Origin of the sequence: Streptacidiphilus neutrinimicus, assembly GCF_000787815.1 — a bacterium.
GTDB classification, from domain to species: Bacteria; Actinomycetota; Actinomycetes; order Streptomycetales; family Streptomycetaceae; genus Streptacidiphilus; species Streptacidiphilus neutrinimicus.
This window is the reverse complement of record NZ_BBPO01000144.1, coordinates 1-1984: the sequence shown is the minus strand read 5'-3', so window position 1 is coordinate 1984 and position 1984 is coordinate 1. Positions and strand designations below refer to the sequence as shown.

The following is a 1984-nucleotide window of genomic DNA, read 5'->3' as shown; positions in this document are numbered from 1 at the left end:
CCGTGAGCGGAAGATGATTAGTCCAGGCTTGGAGAGAGGCGTGGATGGATCGCGCTTCCCGCACTGGCAGCGCCGCCGACCCGCGCCTGCGGCAGGCGCGGCCGAGTGGGTGCGCGTCCAGGCCGAGCTGACCGCAAGCCGACCGCTGGGCGAGGTGCGGGACGGGAACCGGACAGCTGTGCCTGCTCAGCCCTTCTTGTAGGCGGCGGCGAGGACGGCAATCACGATCGGCGCCGCGAACATCAACCAGGCCACGGGGTGGGCGAAATTCACAGTGCGGCCGAAGCCCATTCGCTCGCCGCACCTCAAGCTATCGGCCCTCGGCCGGCACGTACACCGGGTCGGCGCGAGGCCGACCGACGTGTTCACCTGGCCAGGCACCCGCCTGGTGCTGCAGATCGAGCGGTCCACGCCTCGGGGCGCTCCGGTGACGGCAAGGTCGTACTCACCCAACTCGGCTTCCCGGCCGCCCCGCTGCCGACGGAAAGGAACGGAAAGTGCCGTGACCGCTATGGTTCGCCGGGTTGCGAGGGAGGACCGTGGTGTTCGTTGAGATCGTCTTTGTGGGGCTGCCGATCGATCGTGACGAGGTCGAGGAGGCTCTGGAGGCGGAGTTCGAGCTCGACGGCGAGGTCACGGGCGCGGGCAGCGGCATGGGCCGCTGCCATCTTGACCTTGAGATCGCAGACGGCTCGGATGCGAGTGGGGCACTGGAGCGGCTGCGGGCGGTGCTGTCCGAGCTGGGGGTCGCGGATTGCGCGACCTTGAACGTCAGTGAGTGATCAAGCCGCGATGCGCGCTCGTCCGCCCCAGCGGATGCCCCTTTCACTACGGACACGGGCGCGTTCACGGCGCTCTGCCGCCAGGACGTCCCGGTGGCGGGCGTTGGCGTTGCGCCAGCGGAGGTAGGCGTGCAGGGCCCGGGTCTGGACGGTGTGGTTGGGGTGGTTGGAGTTGGCGACGGTGAACTGCCGCAGCGGTCCGAAGTGGGCCTCGATCGGGTTGGCCCAGGACGCGTAGGTCGGGGTGAAGCAGAGTTCGACGCGGTGCTTCTTCGCCCAGCGGCGGATCGTCTCGCCCTTGTGGGCGGAGAGGTTGTCGAGGATGACGTAGATCGGGGCGCCGTCCGGGCGGGCCGCGCGGATCGACCTGAGCGCGGCCAGCGTGTGGCCGGCGCCCTTCTTGCGGCGGTTGACGCCCCACAGCTTGTCGTCGCCGATCGAGTAGCAGCCGTGGAAGTAGCGGACCCCGTGGGTGCGCTGGTAGGTCGCGGGATGCCGCTCGGGATGACCGGCCCGAGCCCAGCCCGAGCCCATCGTGGGTCGGATGCCGAGCGGGCCGAACTCGTCGAACGCGAAAACGCGGTCGGGGAAGCGGTCCAGGACGTGCTCGATCCGGTCGAGCTTGGCATCGCGTTCTGGGTCCGGCGACTCCTTCCAGGTCTTCGTGCGTTGGAAGGTGACGCCTCGGCGGGCGAGCAGACGGCGTAACGCCTCGCGGCCGATCCGGATGACCCGGCCGTGGACCAGGTCCAGGTAGATGACGAGCTTGCGCAGGGACCAGTGGGTGAACGGCTGGCCGAGCTTGGTCGGGCGGGTGGTGGCCGTCTGGACCACGAAGTCCTCGTCGTCAGGACTGAGAAGGCGGGGACGGCCTCCCGCCCAACGAGGGTCCAGGCAGGCCAGCCCGATCTCGTTGAACCGGTGGATCACGTCGCGCACCGTGTCCTCGTCCGCCTGGACCAGCTGGGCGATCACCGGGACCCGATTCCCGCCGGCCGAGGCCAGCAGCATCATCGCCCGCCGGAACCGCACCGAACTGGTGCTGCCCCGACGCACGATCTGCTGCAGCTTCCGCCCCTCCTGGTCGGTCAGTCTGCGAACCCGCACAGGCTCGGCCACCACACCCCCAAACGGTCGGACAGACGTCACCGCACATCCAACCGCTCCAACCACCCACCCGGCGAACCAATGTGGTCAGAGCA

Annotated in this window: 2 protein-coding genes; one reads left to right on the top strand and one right to left on the bottom strand. The window is 69.3% G+C overall.

Annotated elements, in window-relative coordinates; genetic code table 11:
• The first annotated feature begins 542 nt into the window (after positions 1 to 542).
• Positions 543 to 782, top strand: a complete 240-nt coding sequence (locus TR48_RS37525; RefSeq protein WP_042375245.1) for a hypothetical protein — start codon at positions 543 to 545, stop codon at positions 780 to 782.
• Here the strand turns inward: TR48_RS37525 and TR48_RS37520 are convergent, their stop codons facing one another.
• Entirely contained in the window at positions 783 to 1901 is a 1119-nt protein-coding gene (locus tag TR48_RS37520; protein WP_369405641.1) for an IS630 family transposase, read from the bottom strand.
• Positions 1902 to 1984 lie beyond the last annotated feature (83 nt).